The organism is Mycolicibacterium wolinskyi (assembly GCF_002101965.1).
Lineage (GTDB): Bacteria > Actinomycetota > Actinomycetes > Mycobacteriales > Mycobacteriaceae > Mycobacterium > Mycobacterium wolinskyi.
In genome coordinates this window covers 150,741-168,418 of record NZ_LQQA01000009.1, presented here as the reverse complement: position 1 = coordinate 168,418, position 17,678 = coordinate 150,741, and the positions used below count along the sequence as shown (strand labels likewise).

Annotated in this window: 20 protein-coding genes; 13 read left to right on the top strand and 7 right to left on the bottom strand. The window is 65.6% G+C overall.

What is annotated here, in order from left to right; genetic code table 11:
- The first annotated feature begins 24 nt into the window (after window positions 1-24).
- The 8 genes from AWC31_RS08190 to AWC31_RS08155 all read left to right on the top strand — a co-directional run bounded on the left by AWC31_RS08190 (window position 25) and on the right by AWC31_RS08155 (window position 7,212).
- Complete coding sequence (locus AWC31_RS08190) at window positions 25-1,191, top strand: acyl-CoA dehydrogenase family protein (RefSeq protein ID WP_085143770.1); 1,167 nt, start codon at window positions 25-27, stop codon at window positions 1,189-1,191.
- Between the two features lie 14 nt (window positions 1,192-1,205).
- Window positions 1,206-1,964, top strand: a complete 759-nt coding sequence (locus AWC31_RS08185) for an SDR family NAD(P)-dependent oxidoreductase (protein ID WP_085143769.1) — start codon at window positions 1,206-1,208, stop codon at window positions 1,962-1,964.
- Between the two features lie 5 nt (window positions 1,965-1,969).
- Entirely contained in the window at window positions 1,970-3,232 is a 1,263-nt protein-coding gene (locus AWC31_RS08180) for a CaiB/BaiF CoA transferase family protein (protein ID WP_085143866.1), read from the top strand.
- Entirely contained in the window at window positions 3,225-4,373 is a 1,149-nt protein-coding gene (locus tag AWC31_RS08175; RefSeq protein ID WP_085143768.1) for a thiolase family protein, read from the top strand. Before AWC31_RS08180 ends, AWC31_RS08175 begins: the two co-directional genes overlap by 8 nt.
- A gap of 14 nt (window positions 4,374-4,387) precedes the next feature.
- Window positions 4,388-5,536, top strand: a complete 1,149-nt coding sequence (locus AWC31_RS08170) for an acyl-CoA dehydrogenase family protein (protein WP_085143767.1) — start codon at window positions 4,388-4,390, stop codon at window positions 5,534-5,536.
- A 116-nt stretch (window positions 5,537-5,652) separates the two neighbouring features.
- Window positions 5,653-6,297, top strand: a complete 645-nt coding sequence (locus tag AWC31_RS08165; protein ID WP_067847774.1) for a TetR/AcrR family transcriptional regulator — start codon at window positions 5,653-5,655, stop codon at window positions 6,295-6,297.
- Between the two features lie 14 nt (window positions 6,298-6,311).
- Window positions 6,312-6,815, top strand: a complete 504-nt coding sequence (locus tag AWC31_RS08160) for a hypothetical protein (RefSeq protein WP_085143865.1) — start codon at window positions 6,312-6,314, stop codon at window positions 6,813-6,815.
- A 37-nt stretch (window positions 6,816-6,852) separates the two neighbouring features.
- Window positions 6,853-7,212 (top strand): hypothetical protein, encoded by a 360-nt coding sequence (locus tag AWC31_RS08155; RefSeq protein WP_085143766.1) that lies wholly within the window; start codon window positions 6,853-6,855, stop codon window positions 7,210-7,212.
- 12 nt (window positions 7,213-7,224) lie between these two features.
- Here AWC31_RS08155 and AWC31_RS08150 read toward each other — a convergent pair whose 3' ends face one another.
- A complete protein-coding gene (locus AWC31_RS08150) occupies window positions 7,225-8,415 on the bottom strand; it encodes a cytochrome P450 (RefSeq protein WP_085143765.1) in 1,191 nt (396 codons plus the stop codon).
- Between the two features lie 220 nt (window positions 8,416-8,635).
- On the opposite strand from AWC31_RS08150, the gene AWC31_RS08145 reads away from it, so the two are divergent.
- On the top strand, window positions 8,636-9,010 hold the full coding sequence (locus AWC31_RS08145) for a limonene-1,2-epoxide hydrolase family protein (protein ID WP_085143764.1): 375 nt from the start codon (window positions 8,636-8,638) through the stop codon (window positions 9,008-9,010).
- Here the strand turns inward: AWC31_RS08145 and AWC31_RS08140 are convergent.
- From AWC31_RS08140 to AWC31_RS08125, 4 genes are read right to left on the bottom strand one after another with little or no spacing between them, the layout of a single operon-like run.
- Entirely contained in the window at window positions 8,971-9,972 is a 1,002-nt protein-coding gene (locus AWC31_RS08140) for an NADPH:quinone oxidoreductase family protein (protein WP_085143763.1), read from the bottom strand. The two genes, AWC31_RS08145 and AWC31_RS08140, sit on opposite strands and share 40 nt — an antisense overlap.
- Entirely contained in the window at window positions 9,969-10,958 is a 990-nt protein-coding gene (locus AWC31_RS08135; RefSeq protein ID WP_085143864.1) for a phosphotransferase family protein, read from the bottom strand. Before AWC31_RS08135 ends, AWC31_RS08140 begins: the two co-directional genes overlap by 4 nt.
- Window positions 10,959-10,990: 32 nt before the next feature.
- Complete coding sequence (locus tag AWC31_RS08130; protein ID WP_085143762.1) at window positions 10,991-12,292, bottom strand: acyl-CoA dehydrogenase family protein; 1,302 nt, start codon at window positions 12,290-12,292, stop codon at window positions 10,991-10,993.
- 16 nt (window positions 12,293-12,308) lie between these two features.
- On the bottom strand, window positions 12,309-12,965 hold the full coding sequence (locus tag AWC31_RS08125) for a TetR/AcrR family transcriptional regulator (protein ID WP_085143761.1): 657 nt from the start codon (window positions 12,963-12,965) through the stop codon (window positions 12,309-12,311).
- A gap of 197 nt (window positions 12,966-13,162) precedes the next feature.
- Between AWC31_RS08125 and AWC31_RS08120 the strand changes: the two genes are divergently transcribed.
- Genes AWC31_RS08120 through AWC31_RS08105 form a run of 4 tightly spaced genes read left to right on the top strand, consistent with a single transcriptional unit; the run spans window position 13,163 to window position 15,873 of the window.
- Window positions 13,163-14,443 carry a cytochrome P450 gene (locus AWC31_RS08120; RefSeq protein ID WP_067847756.1) on the top strand — a complete coding sequence of 427 codons (1,281 nt, stop codon included), beginning with the start codon at window positions 13,163-13,165 and terminating at the stop codon, window positions 14,441-14,443.
- Window positions 14,443-14,637, top strand: coding sequence for a ferredoxin (locus tag AWC31_RS08115; protein ID WP_085143760.1), 195 nt, complete (start codon window positions 14,443-14,445; stop codon window positions 14,635-14,637). Before AWC31_RS08120 ends, AWC31_RS08115 begins: the two co-directional genes overlap by 1 nt.
- A 13-nt stretch (window positions 14,638-14,650) precedes the next feature.
- Complete coding sequence (locus tag AWC31_RS08110; protein ID WP_085143759.1) at window positions 14,651-14,941, top strand: DUF1330 domain-containing protein; 291 nt, start codon at window positions 14,651-14,653, stop codon at window positions 14,939-14,941.
- Window positions 14,942-14,955: 14 nt separating this feature from the next.
- Window positions 14,956-15,873 (top strand): LLM class F420-dependent oxidoreductase, encoded by a 918-nt coding sequence (locus AWC31_RS08105; RefSeq protein ID WP_085143758.1) that lies wholly within the window; start codon window positions 14,956-14,958, stop codon window positions 15,871-15,873.
- Between the two features lie 394 nt (window positions 15,874-16,267).
- Here AWC31_RS08105 and AWC31_RS08100 read toward each other — a convergent pair whose 3' ends face one another.
- Both AWC31_RS08100 and AWC31_RS08095 read right to left on the bottom strand, forming a co-directional pair.
- A complete protein-coding gene (locus AWC31_RS08100; RefSeq protein ID WP_067847745.1) occupies window positions 16,268-16,468 on the bottom strand; it encodes a ferredoxin in 201 nt (66 codons plus the stop codon).
- Window positions 16,465-17,670 carry a cytochrome P450 gene (locus tag AWC31_RS08095; protein WP_085143863.1) on the bottom strand — a complete coding sequence of 402 codons (1,206 nt, stop codon included), beginning with the start codon at window positions 17,668-17,670 and terminating at the stop codon, window positions 16,465-16,467. Before AWC31_RS08095 ends, AWC31_RS08100 begins: the two co-directional genes overlap by 4 nt.
- Window positions 17,671-17,678: the final 8 nt, after the last annotated feature.

Sequence of the window (17,678 nt, the reverse complement as noted above, 5' to 3'; positions counted from 1 at the left end):
AGGAGACCGCGAGTGTCGGGTGGTATGAACTTCGAGCTGACCGAGGACCAGGAGCTCATCCGGAAGTCCGTGGCCGAGCTCGCGGGCAAATTCGATGACCACTACTGGATGACCAAGGACCAGGCGCACGAGTTCCCGCAGGAGTTCTACGACGCCATCGCCGGCGGCGGCTGGCTCGGGATGACGATCCCCGAGGAGTACGGCGGACACGGTCTGGGGATCACCGAGGCCACGATCCTCGCCGAGGAAGTGGCCCGATCCGGCGGCGGCATGAACGCCGCGAGCGCCATCCACATGTCGATCTTCGGTATGCAGCCGGTCGTGGTCTTCGGCTCGGATGCGATGAAGGCCGAGACGTTACCGCGGATCGTCAACGGGGACCTTCATGTGTGCTTCGGTGTCACCGAACCCGGTGCGGGCCTGGACACGTCGCGTATCACGACATTCGCCAAGCGAGACGGCGACAGTTACCTGGTCAACGGACGCAAGGTGTGGATCTCCAAAGCCCTTGAGTCGGAGAAGATCTTGCTTCTCACGCGGACGACACCCAGGGACGAGGCGGCCAAACCGACCGACGGGCTGACGCTGTTTTTCACCGACCTCGACCGCGACCACGTCGACATCCGCCCCATCAACAAGATGGGGCGCAACGCCGTTTCGTCCAACGAGTTGTTCATCGACGACCTCCGCGTCCCGGCCGAGCACCGGATCGGCGAGGAGGGCAAGGGGTTCAAGTACATCCTGCACGGGCTCAACCCCGAGCGGATGTTGATCGCCGCCGAAGCGCTGGGCATCGGCCGGGTCGCGCTCGACCGGGCGGTCAAGTACGCCAACGAGCGAGTGGTGTTCGACCGGCCGATCGGCATGAACCAGGGCATCCAGTTCCCGCTGGCCGACTCGCTGGCCCGCCTCGACGCCGCCGAACTGATCCTGCGCAAGGCCACGTGGCTCTACGACAACGGCAAGCCGTGCGGCCGAGAGGCCAACATGGCGAAATACCTCTGTGCCGACGCGGGATTCGCGGCCGCCGACCGTGCCCTCCAAACACATGGCGGGATGGGCTATTCGGAGGAATACAACATCTCGCGGTTCTTCCGGGAATCGCGATTGATGAAGATCGCCCCGGTGAGCCAGGAGATGATCCTAAACTTCCTGGGCGCCAACGTTCTCGGCCTGCCCAAGAGCTACTAGAGGAAGCGTTACGAATGAGGACCTATTTCGACCTGACCGGGCGTTCGGCCCTCGTCACGGGGGCAGGTGCCGGCATCGGCGCCGCCGTGTCCGAGGCGCTGGCCGCCGCGGGCGCCGCCGTACTGGTCACCGATATCAGCGGTGACGCGGCAGCGCGGGTTGCGGAGCGCATCAACGCCGCGGGCGGGAAGGCCGACAGCGCACCGCTCGACGTCAGTGACCGCGACGCCGCCGTCGCGGCCACCGAGCGTGCGGCGGGGCTCGGCGAGGGCAAGCTGCACATCCTGGTCAACAACGCCGGCGTCACCTCGCCTGCGATGTTCCCCAAACTCACTGACGAGACGTTCCGGCTCACCTTCGACATCCACGTCATGGGGACGTTCCACGTCACGCAGGCCGCACTGCCGCACATTCCGACCGACGGCACCGGACGCGTCATCAACGTCACCTCGTCGGCAGGCATCACCGGGACCCTCGGTCAGGTCAACTACTCGGCGGCCAAGGCCGGTCTCATCGGGTTCACCAAGTCGCTCGCGCGGGAACTCGCGCCCAAGAACATCATGGTCAACGCCTTGGCGCCGTTGGCCGCGACGCCGATGACCGAGACCATCCGCACCAACGAGAAATTCGCGGCCAACATGATGAACCGCATCCCGCTCAAGCGTTGGGCCGAAGCCGACGAAGTTGCGGGCGCGTTCGTCTTCCTGGCCTCCGATGCCGCGTCGTACATCACCGGCCAGGTGCTGCCGGTCGACGGCGGCATGGTTATGTGACGGGCATGCCCCACGACACACCAGGTAGTGCAGGTCCGCTGGCCGGGATCACCATCGTCGCGCTCGAGCAGGCGGTATCCGCGCCGATGTGCACGCGGGTGCTGGCCGACTTCGGCGCCCGCGTCATCAAAGTGGAAAACCCCAAGGGCGGGGATTTCGCGCGGGATTACGACGAAGTTGTCAACGGCCTTGCGGCGCATTTTGTCTGGGCCAACCGCGGCAAGGAATCCATCACGCTCGACCTGAAGTCGACCGGTGGCATCGATGTGCTGCACCGGTTGCTGGACCGGGCCGACGCTCTGGTGTCGAACCTCGCACCCGGTGCGATGGCGCGGATGGGGCTGTCTCCGGCCGAGCTCTCGCAACGCCATCCACAGGTGATCCCGGTCGAGATCGACGGGTACGGCACCGGCGGACCGCTGTCGCACAAGCGTGCCTACGACCTGCTGGTCCAGGCCGAATCGGGGGCCTGCGCGGTCACCGGCTATCCGGACATGCCGGCCAAACCCGGCCCGCCCGTTGCCGACATCTCGACCGGCCTGTACGCCGCGCTGTCGATCATGGCGCTGTTGATCGGCCGAGCCCGGCAACCGTCCGATGCCCCGGCGCCCGCGGTGGCCGTGAGCCTGTTCGACACCATGACCGACATCATGGGCTATCCGCTCACCTACACCCAGCATTCGGGCATCGACCAACAACCCCTTGGCATGAGCTCGCCCGCGGTGTCGCCGTACGGCGCGTTCCCCACCCGCGACGGCCAGACGGTCGTGCTCGGCACCACCAACGACCGGGAATGGCAGCGGCTGGCCCGGGAGATCATCGACCGGCCCGATCTGGCCGACGACCCGCGCTTCGCGACCAACTCCGACCGCTGCGCGAGCCGCGACGTGCTCAACGACGCGATCGGAACCTGGTGTGCGCAGCACGATCTCGCCGAGATCCAGCAGATCGCCGACGAGGCGGGCATCGGGAACTCGCGGTACAACCGGCCCAGCGAGGTGATCGCACACCAGCACCTCAAAGACCGGGACCGGTGGCGGACCGTCGCCACGCCCAACGGCGACATCTCGGCGCTGCTGCCGCCGCCGGTGATCTCCGGCCACGAACTGCCGATGGGCGCAGTTCCCGGCCTCGGCGAACACACCGATGCCATCCTGGGCGATATGGGCCTGTCAGCCGAGGACATCGCAGCCTTGCGGGAGCAGGGCGCGATCGGCCCGGCCTACCCGACGTCCCAGATACCGAGAGCGGAGCAGTCCAATGCGTGAAACCGTCATCGTCGAAGCCGTCCGCACCCCCGTGGGCAAACGTAACGGCGGACTGTCCGGCATGCATGCCGCCGATCTGTCCGCGCTGGTGCTCAACGCTCTGGTGGAGCGGGCGGGCATCAGTCCCGAGATCGTCGACGATGTCGTCTGGGGGTGTGTGTCCCAGGTCGGCGACCAGTCCAGCAACATCGGCCGGTACTCGGTGCTCGCCGCGGGCTGGCCCGAGCACATACCGGGCACCACGGTCAATCGAGCCTGCGGTTCGAGCCAGCAGGCCCTGGACTTCGCGGTGCAGGCCGTGATGTCGGGGCAACAGGATGTCGTCGTGGCCGGGGGAGTCGAGGTGATGAGCCGCGTGCCGCTGGGCGCGGCCCGCGCGACCGGACAGCCGTATGGCCCGAAAGTGCTTGACCGGTACCGGGATTTCTCGTTCAACCAGGGCATCTCGGCCGAATTGATCTCGCAGAAGTGGGGATTCGACCGGACCCGGCTCGACGAGTACTCGGCCGGCTCGCACGAGCGTGCCGCGGCCGCGCAGGACGCGGGCGCGTTCGAGACACAGATGATCACGGTGTTTCCCGATGACGGTGACCCCGTGATCGCCGATGAGGGCGTGCGGCGGGGAACCACCGTCGAGAAGCTCGCGGGGTTGAAGCCGGCTTTCACCGAGGACGGCGTGATCCACGCGGGCAACTCGTCGCAGATCTCCGACGGAGCGGCCGCGCTTCTGGTCATGACCGCGGAAAACGCTGTGACGATGGGCCTTTCGCCGATTGTGCGCTATCGCGCGGGTGCGGTCACCGGTGCCGATCCGGTGCTCATGCTGACCGGCCCGATTCCGGCCACCGAAAAGGTGCTGCGTAAGGCCGGTGTGGGTCTCGACGAAATCGGCGTCTTCGAGGTCAATGAGGCGTTTGCGCCGGTGCCGCTGGCGTGGCTGGCCGAAACCGGTGCGGACGAAGCCAAACTCAACCCGCTGGGCGGCGCGATCGCGCTGGGTCATCCGCTTGGGGCGTCGGGTGCCGTCCTGATGACCCGAATGATCAATCACATGCGCGACAAGGGAATTCGTTACGGCCTGCAGGCCATGTGTGAAGGCGGGGGCACCGCCAACGCGACGATCGTCGAACTTCTCGCCTAGTAAGGGGCCAACGCATGCAGCGAAACCTTTTCACGGAAGACCACGAGGCATTCCGCACCCTGGCGCGCGACTTCGTCGAGAAGGAAGTCGTGCCGCAGTACCCCGAGTGGGAGAAGGCCGGCCGCATGCCGCGCGACGTCTTCAAGCAGATGGGTGAGCTCGGCATGCTGGGCATGGCGATCCCCGAGGAGTACGGCGGCGCGGGCATCGCCGACTATCGCTACAACGTGGTTTTGCAGGAGGAGGCCGCCCGGGCGCTGGTCACCCTGTCGACCGTACGTACTCAGCTTGAGGTGATCCTGCCGTACTTCCTGCACTACGCGAACGACGAGCAGCGCCAGCGCTGGTTCCCGGGATTGGCGGCCGGGACACTGTTGACGGCGGTCGCGATGACCGAGCCGGGAACCGGCTCCGATCTCGCCGGCATGCGCACGACCGCTGTGCGGGACGGTGACTCCTATGTGCTCAACGGCGCCAAGACATTCATCACCGGTGGCATCCAGGCCGATCTCGTTGTCGTCGTGGCCCGGACCTCCACCGACCCGGACAATCGGCGAAAAGGTTTGACGCTGTTGGTCGTCGAGGACGGCATGCCGGGCTTCGAGCGTGGCCGTGAGCTGGAGAAGATGGGCTGCAAGGTCCAGGACACCGCCGAGCTGTCCTTCACCGACGTCCGGGTCCCCGTGGCCAACGTGCTGGGGGAGGAGGGCGAGGCATTCAGCTATCTGGGGCACAACCTGCCGCAGGAACGGTTGACCGTCGCCGTCGGATCGGTGGCCCAAGCGCGGTCGGCGATCGCCGCGGCGATCGACTACACGAAGGACCGCAAAATATTCGGGGCCTCGGTCTCATCTTTTCAAAACACCAAGTTCGAACTCGCGGCGTGCTCGGCCGAGGTCGAGGCCGCGCAGGCGATGCTGGACCGGGCGGTGGCTCTGCACGTTGACGGCGAGCTGTCGGGGGCCGACGCGGCCCGCGTCAAATTGTTCTGCACCGAGATGCAGGCGCGGGTCATCGATCGTTGCCTACAGCTCTTCGGCGGGTACGGCTACATGATGGAGTACCCCATCGCCCGGCTGTACACCGATGCCCGGGTCGCGCGCATCTACGCGGGCACCAGTGAGGTCATGAAGGTCATCATCGCGAAATCTCTCGGGCTGTGACCTGCGCCATTCACGCCATGTGACGGCTGTCAAGATTTACCCTCTCTGAGACACTTGTCACAGCGCCCAAACCAACCTACTGTGTGTTCACTAGGTTGGTTGGACGAAGGAGTTCGGTGACGCCTCCCGATGGATCGTCTGAGGCCGTAAGGCCCTACGCGACACTGCTCGCCAAAGGGGAAGACCGCAGGCAGCGGATCCTTTCGGTGGCCGAGAGGCTGTTGGCGCGCAACGGGTGGCGAAACACCTCGCTGGCACAGATCGCCAAGGAAGCCGGTGTCACGCCGGCTGGTCTGCTGCATCACTTCGAGTCCAAAGAGCAGTTGCTCAACGCGGTGCTCGATGCCCGTGACGACGACGACGATGCGCACGCCGACCGGTCGGGCGACCTCGCTGACGAGATCAAGCGGGTGGCCGAGCGGTTTGTCCGGGCACCTGAACTCGTCGGCACGTTCACCGTGTTGTTGGTGGAGAACATCCAGCCCGATGCTCCACTGCACGATCGTTTGCTGAAACGTCAGCAGGATGCGCGGGACATCGTCGCTGACATCATCCGCCGCGGTCAGCTCAGTGGCCGCTACCGCACAGATTTCGACCCGGTCACCAAGGCCGTGGAGATACTCGCCTTCGTAAATGGAATGGAGACCTCATGGTTACTCGATCCCTCACTGCCGCTGGCGGACGTGTTCAAGGGGTACGCAGAGATGCTGGCCCGCGAGATCGAGGCGCCGTCCGGCCGCAGCGCAGCGGCCGGCCTGTGAGATTGGAGGACGACATGAGGTATCGGCTCGACGTCGTCGCACCCTGTGTGGTCGACGCGGTGCGGTTCGCGGGTGGCTGGCTCGTCGACCGGGTCATGGCGGGGTGGGATGTCACGGTGCTGATCGGTGCTGACGAAGACGTCCGGCCGCTGGAGATCCTCGGCGTCGACACCATGGACCTGGAGAGCGTGCTGGTGTCCTGGCAGGACCGGCCACACCCCCAGACCGTGGCGGTGGCGGCCGATCTGTTCAACTCTGACGAGCGCGTCCGGCGGGGAGTTCTCGGAGCGCTCGAGCAGGGACGGACCGAGGTGACGCTGTGGGGCGAGCAGTGCCCGGCCGATCTGAGTGTCGATCCCGTGCGTCACGAATTATCGGCTGCTGCACGGGCTTTCAAAGCCCAGGCGCTTGCCGCGGTCAAACACCCCGAGGCCGCGGCCGTCGGCTACACCGAAGCTTTCCGGTGCGGCACGATGATCAGCCGGTCGGTTCCGGCAGATCTCATTCCCGCCAGCTGACGCCTGCCGCTTGCAGTCAAGCGGCAAGTTGTGCCGGATGAAGGCGATCGGGTCGCGACGGCGGAGCCAGCCCGCACCGCCGTGGGCGATCTTCGCCGACCTGTGCGATCCGAACCGGCAACCGGTACGTCCCTGGCTGCATCTGCGCGACGACGAAATGCCACCCGCCATCGTCGAGTCCGTCCGCCCACACCGTGTGGTCTGGTCATCACTGTGGGTCCGAAGGCCGGACGCACAGGTCCGTTTCGACCTTGAAGCCGAGCCCGGCGGAGGCACGTATCTGCGCTGGACGCTCTACGTCGATGACCCGATCCCCGACGCCGAAATGACTCGGCACATGTGTAAGCGGATCGGTGAACTCATCAACGCCAACCTCAGACACACCTACGGGCAGTGAATCTCGATATCGTCAGGCGACAAATGTGGGCATCGCAGCCCAGCCGCGGACCGCGGCGGTTTCCGAGGGTACGGCGTTGGGCCAGTCGACCTCCCACTGTGGGAAGCGTTTGAGGATCTCCTCGAGTGCGATGCGGCCTTCGAGCCGGGCCAGCGCGTTGCCCATGCAGAAGTGTGTGCCGGCGCCAAAGGTCATGTGCGAGCGCTGCTCCCGGTGAATGTCGAAGACGTCACCGTCCGGCGCGAACCGGCGGTGGTCCCGGTTGGCTGCGCCGACGAGCATCAGCATCGCAGACCCCTCGGGCACGGTCTGGCCGTAGTACTCGACGTCACGGGTGACGCATCGGGCGATCTGCAATGCCGGTGGCTCCCAACGTAGGATCTCCTCGATTGCCTGAGGAATCAGGGATGGATCCTCCACCAGCTGCCGGCGCTGATCCGGATAGTCGGCCAGCGTCTTGCCGGCCCAGCCGATCAGCCGGGTGGTGGTCTCAGAACCGGCGGTGGCGATGACCGTCAGATACAGCAGGAGCTCATCGCGGCGAAGCTTGCGGACGGTGCCTGTCTCGTCCGCGAATTCGGCGTTGAGCAGGTCGGTCATGATGTCGTCGGACGGGTGTTCGGCGCGCCAGTCGATGAACTCCGCGAACACCTCACCGGTGGCCAAAGCGTCGACGGTCTGCCCTTGCAGGATTTCCTCACCGTGGTCGGTGATCTGGCGCTGCCGCTCCTCGGGGATACCCAGCAGCATGCCGATGACGCGCATCGGCATCTGCTCGCCGAGATCGTTGACGAAATCGAACTTTTCGGAACCGACCAGTGGATCCAGGCAACGCGCGGTGAACTCGCGGATCTGCGGTTCCAGCGCGAGCACCTTACGCGGGGTGAACATGCGCGACAGCAGGTTGCGGTGGATGTTGTGGATCGGTGGATCCTCGAAAATGAGAGTGCCCGGCGGGATCTCCATGCCGGATTTGATGATCTCCAGCACGGCTCCCCGGCCCGAGATGAACGTCTCGTGGTCGATGACGGCTGCGTTGACGTCGTCGTAGCGGCTCAGCGCGAAGAAATCATGCTGCTCGTTGTAGTACAACGGCGCTTCTTCTCTGATCCTCGCGAAGACCGGGTAGGGGTTCATGTTGAGGTCGACGTTGTACGGGTCGTAGTAGACGTCGGATTCGGTCGGTGCCGTCGGCACGGCCATGGGATCTCCATCCGGTGGGCTTGAGCAAGTCGTGTCGAGTGGGTTCGGGCCAGGGGCACTCAGCGGTTGGTGAGGGCTACTGTGCACCTGCTTAGCAGGTGAGCTGACGCTCGGTCAATGTTTCTCGCTTCGAGGCGGTGAACTGGGTGAAAGGTTCGGTCGCATTTACGATCAGTCGAAAGAATGTAAACATGGTGTCACGCCAGAAGGACAGAGGACAATGACCGCTGAAGAAATCGTCCGCGCCGAGATCGCTGCGTGGGGCAGCAACGACATCGACGAAGTCATGAGCCACTTCGCCGAGGAGGCCACATTCGACATCGGCCCCGACTGGCCGAAACTGTCCGGGCGGGACGCCATCCACGAAATGATGAAGGTGTTTTTCGCCGGCGGTAAGTGCGTCGACCTCGAGATCCGACATCTCGCTGTCGATGGGAATGTCGTGTTGATGGAGCGCCGCGATCACTGGATTGTGGACGGGAAGCAGATGAGCTGGCCGGTCATGGGAGCCTACGAGGTGAAGGGCGAAAAGATCACGGCGTGGCGGGAGTACTTCTATCCGCCGAAGGACCCCAGCGCCGACGGCAGTGCATAGCTCACGTCGATGATCACCTTGCCGATCGCCTGCCCATCGGCGACGTGCCGCAGCGCCGCGGCGGTCTCGGCCAGGGGATAGACCGCGCCGATGTGTGGCTTGACGCCGCCGGTGGCCAACAACTCGCGCAACTCGGACTCGTTGCGCGCGAACTCGTCCGGCGGGATGTCCTGGAACTGGAATCCGACGATCTGGATGCCTTTGACGAGCACTAGGTTCAGCGGGATCTGGGGAATGCTGCCGGATGCGTAGCCGACCGTGACGAACCGGCCACCGCGGCGCAGCGATCGCAACGCGGGTTCGGACAGCTCGCCCCCGACCGGATCGATAACGGCATGTGCACCGGCGGGCAGTGCCTCACGCAGCGTCGTGCGCAGCGGGCCGGTGGCGTGATTGACGAGCTGGGAGGCTCCGTAACGAGCTGCTACGCAGAGCTTTTCGTCGGATGACGCCACGGCCGTCACCCGCGCGCCGAGCGCTACCCCGAGCTGAACCGCGGCGAGCCCCACCCCGCCGCCGGCGCCCAGCACGATCACGTCGTCGCCTGGCCGAACCTGCGCCACCGACCGCAGCGTGTGATAAGCCGTGCGGTGCGCGACGCCGAACGCCGCCGCGGTGCGGTCGTCCACGCCGTCGGGAATCCTGGCCAGCGCTGCGCTGCCGACGCAGACCTCCTCGGCGAACGCGCCGAACATTCCCGTGCCGGTGACGCGGTCACCCACCGCGAAATCGACGGTGTCCGGCGCGACTTCGGTGACCACCCCGGCGAATTCGCTGCCCGGCACAAAGGGCACCGGCACGTTCACCTGGTACTGGTCGGCCACCAGAAGCACGTCGGGGAAGTTGACCGCCGCCGCGCCCACGCGGACACGAAGCCGCCCCGGCGCCAGAACGGGTGAGGGCAATTCCTCGACACGAACCGCCTCGGGTGGCCCGTACTCCCGGCAGACGGCGGCTTTCACCGGTAGTCGGTGGACTCGGCGAGTTCTGCGGCCGAGGCCATCAGGTCGGTCACGACCGGCCCGAAGGCCAGCAGCTTCTCGTCGTCACCGGCGCGCTGGAAACCCTGTTCCAGCACGATCGCAAGCTTCCACTTGGCCAGCACGAGGTAATAGTCCAAATCGTCGACCTGGCGTCCCGAAACGTCGGCATAGTGTGTGACGACCGCGTCACGCGACGGCATGCCGCGCATGTCGACGTAGCTCATCTCAGAGGCGGCCGGCATATCGGTATCGGCGGGCCAACTCTGCACCATCCACGCGAGATCGAGCTTGGGGTCGCCGACCGTGCCCATCTCCCAGTCGACGATCGCCGCCAGACGAGCAGGCGCACCGTGCCGGTACATGACATTGGCGAACTGATAGTCGCCGTGCATCAAGCCCGGGATGAAGTCGAGTGGCCGATGGGCCCGCAGCCAGCCGGTGGCCACCTCTAGCCCCGGCAGCTCGCGCTTCTTGATCCGTTCGAGGAAGCCGATCCAGCGGTCGACTTGCCGCTCGTGATACCCGTCCGGCCGGCCGAGGTCGGCCAGGCCCCGCGCCTTCCAGTCCACTTTCGACAGGAGCGCGATGCCTTCGGCGAGTTGGTAACTCAGGCCGGACCGGGTGCTGACGTCGCTGTCGAACGGTTCGGGCCAGGTGCCGTGCCTGTCCATCGGCGACCAGCCGTCGACGAAGCCCATCAGGTAGAACGGCCGCCCCAGCACTTCGGGATCCGCGCACACGGCCACCGCGGCGGTGTGCGGGACATCGGTCCCGTCGAGCGCCTCGATGATGCGCCACTCCCGCAGGATGCCCTTGTCGCGGTCGGGCGGAGCACCCGGCGGCGGCATCCGAATGACGCACCGCTCCTCGCCGCGGCGCAGCTCGTAGATCACGTTCTGGGTTCCACCCGACAGGAAGCGCGCGGTCAGCGGTTCGCCTTTGCCGGGCAGGCCGGCGTTGTCCATCCAATCGGCAAGCCGCGCAACGTCGATACCGCTCACAGATTGCCGACCTCGGCTTCCAGGTAGTCGGCGAACCGTGCCCGCGCCGCTTCCCGCTTGCGGGGTATCCACTCGGTGGGCCACGTGTCGTCGGTGGGCTCGTAGTCGCGCAACACCTGCCGGGCGACCGTGGTCTTGTGCACCTCCGTCGGCCCGTCGGCCAGGCCCATCACGGCCGCGCCGGTGACCATCCCGAGGAACGGCATCTCATTGGTGACTCCCAGCGCACCGTGCACCTGCATTGCGCGCCAGGCGATGTCGTGCAGAACGGTCGGCATCACGACCTTGACGGCGGCGATGTCCCTGCGAACCTTCTTGTAGTCGTTGTACTTGTCGATCTCCCACGCGGTGTAGAGCACCATCAACCGGAACTGCAACAGCTGTGCATACGAGTCGGCGATGTAGCCCTGCACGAACTGTTTGTCGGACAGGCGGCTGCCCTGTGTCTCGCGGCTCAGCGCACGTTCACACATCATGTCGAGCGCCTTGCGGGCGAGACCGATGGTGCGCATGGCATGGTGGATCCGGCCACCGCCCAGCCGGGTTTGGGCGATGACGAACGCCTGCCCCTCGCCACCCAGCAGCGCCTCGTTCGGTACCCGGACGTTGTCGTAGTGGATCAGCGCATGCGAGCCCTCGTCGTCGCGTTCGCCGTACAGGCCGACATTGCGGACGATCTTGACGCCAGGGGTGTCGGTCGGCACGAGGAACATCGACATGCCCTGATAGGCGCTGACGTCAGGATTGGTCACGACCATCACGATCAGGAACGATGCGGTTGCGGCGTTGGACGAGAAGAACTTCCAGCCGTTAATCACCCAGTCATCCCCGTCGCGCACCGCCCGGGTGGTGAACAGGGTCGGGTCGGCGCCGGCGTGCGGTTCGGTCATCGAGTAGCACGAGAACAGCTCACCGTCGAGCAGCGGCCGAAGATATCTCTGCTTCTGCTCGTCGGTGCCGTAGTGCGCGATGATCTCGGCATTGCCGGTATCCGGTGCCTGGCAACCGAATACGATCGGAGCCCATTGCGAGCGGCCCAGGATCTCGTTGAGCAGCGCGAGCTTGAGCTGACCGTAACCCTGGCCGCCGAGTTCGGGACCCAGGTGCGTGGCCCACAAACCTCTCTGGCGGACTTCGTCTTTCAGCGGGGCGATCGCCTCGCGCCGTTTGCCCTCGAGCGGGGTGAACTGCTGGTGGGGCCAGACGAGGTCGAGGGGTTCGACGCGGTCGCGAACGAACGCATCCGTCCAGTCGAGCAGCTGCTGATACTCGGCGTCGGTCTCGAAATCCCAAGCCATATCGCCTCCTTGCGATCTAGGATCTGATGGTGTTGAAGCCTGCGACCAGCGCGGCGATATCGCCGGTTACCACGTCCGAGAACGACCGGTCGCCGTAGCTGCCACCGGCCCAGTGCCGCACGCCTTCGCTCACGAGGATCTGGGCCAGATGCGACAGGTGAGCCACGTCGACATGGGCCGCGAGCTTGCCGTCGGCCTGCGCCCTGGTGAACAGCTCACCGAACATGTCCGCGCCCAGCGCATCCGGATCGGCGTCGCCGGTCAGGATGCGGTGCTCGTGGCGGTAGCCCTCGAGAATGGTCTCGATGATCAACTCCGGCGGGTTGCGCGCCATCGACCGCTCCAGGTTGCGCAGCGCCTCGGCGATGACCGGCACCACCTCATAGTCGGAGCTCAGCATCGATTGCACGCGCATCTGCGCAGCGCGGGTCGACAGCAGCCCCACCTCGAAGAGGACGTCCTCTTTGCCCGGGAAATAGAAGTAGAACAGCGCGCGGGACACGCCGGCGGCCCGGCAGATGTCGGCGACGGTCGTGCGCGCGTAGCCGTTGGTCCGCCACAACGCCATCGCCGCCTGCACCAAACTGCGTTTGGTCTCGTGAGAGCGGGCCCGCTGATACGACGCGCGACGCTGACCACCGTCAACGGATGGCGGCGCGACAGCCTTGGGCATACGCGAACTGTAACAGCGGTTTTGTCCAGTGGGAATAGTTGACGTTCGTCTAACTAACTTGAACTTCCCCCGCGAACCTCCGCGCGGATACGCACCGCCCGGCGCGGCCGCATTGACGCAATACAGGTGCTATGGAAATCTGATACTCAAGAATGAGAGCCGCATTCTCGCGACGGCGGCTGGAACGGGAGAAACACATGGCGATCGACCCAACCGGTATCGATTTCTTCCGCGATGAACGATTGGTCGACAACCCGTACCCGTTCTTCGAGGCGTTGCGTGACAAGTGCCCGGTCACGCGCGAGGACCACTACAACGTGACGATGGTGACGGGCTGGGACGAAGCCGTCCAGGTCTACAACGACGAGGAGACCTTCTCGTCGTGCATCTCGGTGACCGGCCCGTTCCCGGGGTTCCCGGTACCGCTGGAGGGCCGCAGCGGTGAGGAAGTCACGGCGCTCATCGAAAAGCACCGCGACGAATTGCCGTTCAGTGACCAGCTGCCGACGCTCGATCCGCCGACGCACACCAATCACCGGTCGCTGCTGATGCGGCTGATCACACCGAAGCGCCTCAAAGAGAACGAGGACGCGATGTGGCAGCTTGCCGACGAGGTGCTCGACAACTTCCTCGCGCCCGGCGAGGGCGAGTTCATCAAGGGCTTCGCCGGTCCCTTCACGCTCTTGGTGATCGCCGATCTGCTGGGCATACCCGACGAGGACCGGGAGTCATTCGTCAGCGGCATCAAGCAACATTCCGGCGGCGGTGTCGGCAGCACCAGCAAGGAATCGTTGTCGCACAGTCCGCTGGAGTTTCTCTACGGGCAGTTCGCCGACTACGCGTCGGATCGCCGGGCCAACCCCCGCGATGACGTTCTGACGGGTCTGGCCACCGCGACGTTCCCGGACGGGACGCTTCCCGATGTGGGCGATGTCGCGCGCGTCGCGACGAACGTCTTCTCCGCCGGCCAGGAAACCACGGTCCGACTGCTGAGTACCGCGCTCAAAGTGCTCGGCGAGCAGCCCGAGATCCAGCAGCGCCTGCGCGACGACCGCAGTCTCATACCGAATTTCATCGAAGAGGCCTTGCGCATCGAAAGCCCGGTGAAAGGCGACTTCCGGCTATCGCGCTGCCCGGTAACCGTCGGGGAGACCGAGCTGAGTGCGGGCACCACGGTGATGGTGCTCAACGGGGCGGCCAATCGCGACCCGCGCCGATTCGAAGATCCGGACACGTTCGACCCGGCGCGTAAGAACGCCCGCCAGCACCTCGCGTTCGGCCGCGGCATCCACAGCTGCCCCGGTGCGCCGCTGGCCCGCGCCGAGACTCGCGTCGGCCTCGAGCGTCTGCTCGACCGCACGACCGACATCCGGATCTCCGACGCCAAGCACGGCCCTGCGGGGGAGCGGCGCTACACCTACATCCCGACGTTCATCCTGCGCGGCTTGACCGAACTGCATCTGGAGTTCGACACCTGATGCGGGTCAGGGTCGACGAGGACCGTTGCGCCGGCCACGGTATGTGCCTGACGCTGTGCCCCGAGGTCTTCGAGATGTCAGACGATGGTTGGGCGGTCGCCGACCCAGAAGGCGTGCCCGCCGGACTCGAGGACGCCGCCCGCGAGGCGGTCGAGAACTGCCCAGAACGGGCGATCAGCGAGATCAACGACTAGAGAAGGATATTCGATGGCAAGAGGCTATGTAATCATCACCGAGGACATCAAGGATCCGGCGGGCATGGGCGAGTACGCGAAGCTGGCGCAGCAAGCCATGGCAGGCGCGACCATCGTCGCCGTCGACCAGAAACCGGAAGTCGTCGAGGGCACCTGGCACGGCACCCAGACCGTCGTGCTCGAGTTCGAGTCCGTCGACGCCGCCCGCGAGTGGTACTACTCCGACGCCTACCAGAAGGCGGCCAAGGTCCGCCAGAGCGCGGCTGACTGCAACGGCGTGATCCTCTCCGGCTTCCCCGCCTGACCTCGGCGGCCGCAGTGCGCTACAGCATCACCCACCCGATGCACACCCATCCGTATCATCCGGATCTGGTGAGCGGCAACGGGATCGCGGCGGTGGCGACTGCGGCCGAAGCCGCCGGCTTCGATGGGTTCGGGTTCACCGATCACCCCGCCCCGTCGCAGCGCTGGCTGGACGCGGGCGGCCACGACGCGCTCGATCCCTTCGTGGCGATGGCGTTTGCCGCGGCCGGGACGACGACGCTGCGCCTCGTGCCCAACATCGTCGTTCTGCCGTACCGAAACCCGTTCGTGGTCGCCAAATCCGGCGCCACCCTCGACCTGCTGTCGGGTGGTCGGTTCACCCTTGCGGTCGGCGTGGGCTATCTCAAGCGCGAGTTCGCGGCGCTCGGCGTGGCATTCGACGAGCGCACCGAGCTGTTCGATGAGGCGCTCGAAGTCATCCGTGCCGTGTGGACCACCGACGACCTGACGTTCGAGGGCAAGCACTTCAGCGCTCGGGGCATCACGGCGCACCCGCGCCCGGTGAGCCAGCCGCATCCACCGATCTGGATCGGCGGCAACACCTCCGCCGCGCGGGCACGTGTCGCGAGGCACGGTGACGGTTGGTGCCCGTTCGCCGCGCCGCCGGGCCTGGCGCAGACGGCCGGAACCGCGGCCCTCGATTCCCTGGACAAGTTGGCAGCCGGGATCGACGATCTTCGTGTCCGGTTGGATACGGCCGATCGAGATGCCGCGTCAATCGACATCGTGTTCAACAACTTCGACGGCGGCAATCCGGGTGACGAGGATTTCAATGCCGACGCTTACCTGGCCGGTGTGGAGAAGCTGTCCGCACTCGGGGTGACCTGGCTACATGTGTCGCTCCCGGGCGACAGCTTGGCCCACGCGCTCGAAACCGTCGAAAGTTTCGGGAAATCCGTCATCGCGGCGTAGCTCGCGAGGCGCGTCTCCGGGTGCTGTGTCGGTCGGCCCGCCTAGTAGCGACATTGTCGCTGAAAACGCCTCCTGCGTAACATCCTTCGCCTCCGTACCATGCTGTCGGCAACAGCAAGCACTCTGACCCCTCCAGCCTCCTGCGGATCGCGAATTGTGTTGCCCGCCTTGCAGCGACAATGTCGCTGATAGCCGGGCACGCAACCATCGGGGCTGGTGAGCGCTACGATAGCGGTGTGTCTCTTGTGGTTTCACATTCCGGGACGGGTGCTGCCACTGTGGCGGATGTGGCGGTTTCAGCGACAATGTCGCTGATAGCCGGGCCGACCGTCACCATGCCCGTCCGGCGCCGCGCGGCGTGAAAACCGCCGGGTACGAAGACGAACCGCAACGACTACTCGTCGTCTATCGAGATGGCCTGGCGCGGGCACTGCCGGACGGCCTCGCGGACGGCGGCCTCGTTCTCCGGCGTCACGTCCTCCTGCAGGACGTGCAGATAGTCTTCGTCGTCGAGATCGAACACCTCGGGGATCACGCCCATGCAAACGCCGTTGCTTTCGCACAGGCCGAAATCGACGTGGATTTTCTTGGTCATGAGCGCAATACCCTCACGGGCACATGCGAATAACCCGCCACGTTCTGCATGTGCACGCGCTGTAGCCCGTCCCACTGCACTTCGTAGCGCGGCATGAAGTCGAGGAGTTTCTCCAGGGCGATCGCGCTCTCCATGCGGGCCAGTGCCGCCCCGAGGCAACTGTGAATTCCGTAGCCCAGCCCCAGATTCTGCGCTTCGGTTCGGTTGCGGTCGATGTCGAAGGCGTCGGCATTCGTGAACGCATCGGGGTCACGGTTGGCCGCCGCGCTGATCAGGAATACCGGCTTGCCGGCCGGGATGGTGCCGCTGGGAACGTGTGCCTCCTTGAGCGTGTAGCGCACGTTGTACTGCACCGGGCCCTCGTAGCGCAGGAGTTCCTCGACCGCAGCCGGAACCTTGTCGCGGTCGTCGAGCAGCTTCTGCCACTGTTCGGGGTGACGTGCGAACAACACCATCGCCGTACCGACCAGCTTGGTCACGGTCTCGGCGCCCGCGCCGCCGAGCAGGGTCGCGAAGCCGGTGATCTCGATGTCGTCCAGGCGGCGCATCTGGCCGTCCTCGCCCGGGATCTCGGCGGCGATCAGCCGACTGATCATGTCGTCCTGCGGGTGCTCGCGCCGCTTCTGCACGAGCGAGTAGTAGTAGATCGCGGTGTCGATGTTGGCCTGTATCCCGGCCTCGGAGTAGCCGATCTGGCCCGGTTCGCGCGACAGGCTCGTGTCGATCCAGTGCCGGACCTGCTGACGGTATTCCGGGTCGACGCCGGCCATCCGGGTGATGACCTCGACCGGGAACGGGCCGGAGAAGTCCTGCACGATGTCGAACTCGTCGGAGTCGATCATGGCGAGGTAGTGGTCGATCTGCTCGACGATGGTGTCCTTCTGCGCCTGAATGGCCCGTGGCGTGAAGGCCTTGTTGAGCAGGCTGCGCATGTGCCGATGGTCGGGCGGATCCATGAAGATGATCGATTTCTGCGGCGGCTCATCGCCCTGGACCATCGCCAGATCGCAGCCGCGCGACGACGAGAAGGCCTCGTGGTCCTTCAGTGCCGCCGCGACGTCCTCGTGCCGCGTGAGGGCGTAGAAGTCCTGCTCCGCGCTGTAGTACAGCGGGGCCTCCTCGCGCATCTGCCGGTAGATGTCGAAGGGGTTGTTGAAGTAGTCCTCCGAGAACGGATCGAATATCACCTGAGGCTTGGTCATGGGCTCCT

Excerpts from the sequence above, each read along its gene's own strand:
- AWC31_RS08190 (WP_085143770.1), top strand. The coding sequence starts at position 25 with ATGAACTTCGAGCTGACCGAGGACCAGGAGCTCATCCGGAAGTCCGTG.
- AWC31_RS08185 (WP_085143769.1), top strand. The coding sequence starts at position 1,206 with ATGAGGACCTATTTCGACCTGACCGGGCGTTCGGCCCTCGTCACGGGG.
- AWC31_RS08180 (WP_085143866.1), top strand. The coding sequence starts at position 1,970 with ATGCCCCACGACACACCAGGTAGTGCAGGTCCGCTGGCCGGGATCACC.
- AWC31_RS08175 (WP_085143768.1), top strand. The coding sequence starts at position 3,225 with ATGCGTGAAACCGTCATCGTCGAAGCCGTCCGCACCCCCGTGGGCAAA.
- AWC31_RS08170 (WP_085143767.1), top strand. The coding sequence starts at position 4,388 with ATGCAGCGAAACCTTTTCACGGAAGACCACGAGGCATTCCGCACCCTG.
- AWC31_RS08160 (WP_085143865.1), top strand. The coding sequence starts at position 6,312 with ATGAGGTATCGGCTCGACGTCGTCGCACCCTGTGTGGTCGACGCGGTG.
- AWC31_RS08155 (WP_085143766.1), top strand. The coding sequence starts at position 6,853 with ATGAAGGCGATCGGGTCGCGACGGCGGAGCCAGCCCGCACCGCCGTGG.
- AWC31_RS08150 (WP_085143765.1), bottom strand. The coding sequence starts at position 8,415 with ATGGCCGTGCCGACGGCACCGACCGAATCCGACGTCTACTACGACCCG.
- AWC31_RS08145 (WP_085143764.1), top strand. The coding sequence starts at position 8,636 with ATGACCGCTGAAGAAATCGTCCGCGCCGAGATCGCTGCGTGGGGCAGC.
- AWC31_RS08135 (WP_085143864.1), bottom strand. The coding sequence starts at position 10,958 with ATGGACAACGCCGGCCTGCCCGGCAAAGGCGAACCGCTGACCGCGCGC.
- AWC31_RS08130 (WP_085143762.1), bottom strand. The coding sequence starts at position 12,292 with ATGGCTTGGGATTTCGAGACCGACGCCGAGTATCAGCAGCTGCTCGAC.
- AWC31_RS08125 (WP_085143761.1), bottom strand. The coding sequence starts at position 12,965 with ATGCCCAAGGCTGTCGCGCCGCCATCCGTTGACGGTGGTCAGCGTCGC.
- AWC31_RS08120 (WP_067847756.1), top strand. The coding sequence starts at position 13,163 with ATGGCGATCGACCCAACCGGTATCGATTTCTTCCGCGATGAACGATTG.
- AWC31_RS08115 (WP_085143760.1), top strand. The coding sequence starts at position 14,443 with ATGCGGGTCAGGGTCGACGAGGACCGTTGCGCCGGCCACGGTATGTGC.
- AWC31_RS08110 (WP_085143759.1), top strand. The coding sequence starts at position 14,651 with ATGGCAAGAGGCTATGTAATCATCACCGAGGACATCAAGGATCCGGCG.
- AWC31_RS08100 (WP_067847745.1), bottom strand. The coding sequence starts at position 16,468 with ATGACCAAGAAAATCCACGTCGATTTCGGCCTGTGCGAAAGCAACGGC.
- AWC31_RS08095 (WP_085143863.1), bottom strand. The coding sequence starts at position 17,670 with ATGACCAAGCCTCAGGTGATATTCGATCCGTTCTCGGAGGACTACTTC.